This is a genomic window from Halovulum sp. GXIMD14794, assembly GCF_054457455.1.
This window is the reverse complement of sequence record NZ_JBTLNF010000018.1, coordinates 1-1,412: the sequence shown is the minus strand read 5'-3', so window position 1 is coordinate 1,412 and position 1,412 is coordinate 1. Positions and strand designations below refer to the sequence as shown.

The window sequence follows — 1,412 nt, the reverse complement described above, 5'->3', positions numbered from 1 at the left end:
CGGACCTTGCCCGGCACAAAACTTCGACTAGGAAAGACTAGCCAGGCGGCGGTGTCGAAGGTCGTAGCCGTCACATCCCAGCCAGCGATAGTCGTTACCAGACGACCAGCTTGAAGATCCCCCTTGATCAGCCAGTCGGGCAGCAACGCCGGGCCCAGCCCTGCCAGTGCCGCGTCGCGGATCGCCCCGGCTGGTGACAGGACGATATCGCCCGCGACGGGTTGGTCGCTCACCTCCCCCTCGGGATCCCGAAACAACCAGCGAGAACGATAATCGCGAAAGGGGAAGAGGATGGCGCGGTGGTTCGCCAGATCCTCTGGCTGCAGAAGGGGTGGGGCCTTTGCCAGATACGCGGGCGAAGCCACGACGTGGTACCGCGTATCCATCAGCTTGCTGACCACGTAGTCGCCCTCGACCTCGGGGGCCAGGCGGATGGCAAGGTCGATCCTGTCCGCCACGAGGTCGATGTTGGTGTCGGAAAACAGCCCCTCAACCGCCACCTCCGGGTAGGTGGCGCGGAAGCCGGCGAGGCGCGGGACGATGAAGTTCTGCCCGAACGTGGCCGAGGCGGAAAGGCGGAGCGTGCCGCGCGGTTCCGTCTGAATGGCGCGAGCCTCCTCCCGCGCTCGCTCGAGCTCTTCGGTCAGTGGTGCGATCCGCGCGAGGTAGAGCGCCCCGGCCTCAGTCAGCTCCATGCGTCGCGTCGTGCGGGAGAACAGTCGCAGGCCGAGCGCCGTCTCAACCCCCGCGACGACCCGCCCGATCGAGGACGGGTCCACGTCCCGCTGACGGGCGACAGCGGCAAAGCTGCCAAGTCTGGCAACTTCCTGGATCAGGCTCAGATCGTTCAGGTTCATTCGTGCATAATTTGCATGAGTAACAAGAAAGATGCGTAATTTATCGCAGTTCATGTGGGCAATAAAGCTTCCTGTATCGGTAATTTTCACGAAGGAGGCTCAGATGCCCGAATTCCAACTACACACCCCCGACACCGCGCCAGAAGGGTCGCGGGACACGCTTGCCGCTGTCGCCAAGGCGTGGGGCTTTATCCCGAAGATGCACGCGACGATGGCCGAAAGCCCGGCGGCGCTCGCCGGATACGAAACGCTGTTCGGCCGTATTGCGGTGACCTCGCTGACCCCTGTCGAACAACAGGTCGCCTTCCAGGCCGTGAACGTCCTGCACGGCTGCGGTTATTGCACCATGGGCCACACCTATCTATCGACGCAGGTGGGCATGGACGACGCGACGATTGCCGCTCTGCGCGCGGGCCAAGCGCCCCAGGATGATCGTCTTGCCGCGCTCTGGTCCTTTACCCGGCAAGTCGCCATCGCGCGCGGGGAAGCTGCCGAGGCGGTTCCCGGCTTCCTCGCCGCTGGGTTCACGAAAGCCAACGTGCTCGATGTGGTGAC

General features: G+C 64.0%; 2 protein-coding genes. One reads left to right on the top strand and one right to left on the bottom strand.

Features of this window, described 5'->3' with window-relative positions; all coding sequences use genetic code 11:
- Positions 1–857 (bottom strand): LysR family transcriptional regulator (locus ACW9UR_RS25335; RefSeq protein WP_458919860.1); only part of this gene is annotated, 857 nt, incomplete at its 3' end.
- Positions 858–960: 103 nt separating this feature from the next.
- On the opposite strand from ACW9UR_RS25335, the gene ACW9UR_RS25330 reads away from it, so the two are divergent.
- Positions 961–1,412: carboxymuconolactone decarboxylase family protein (locus ACW9UR_RS25330; protein WP_458919859.1), on the top strand; the 452-nt coding region annotated here is incomplete at its 3' end.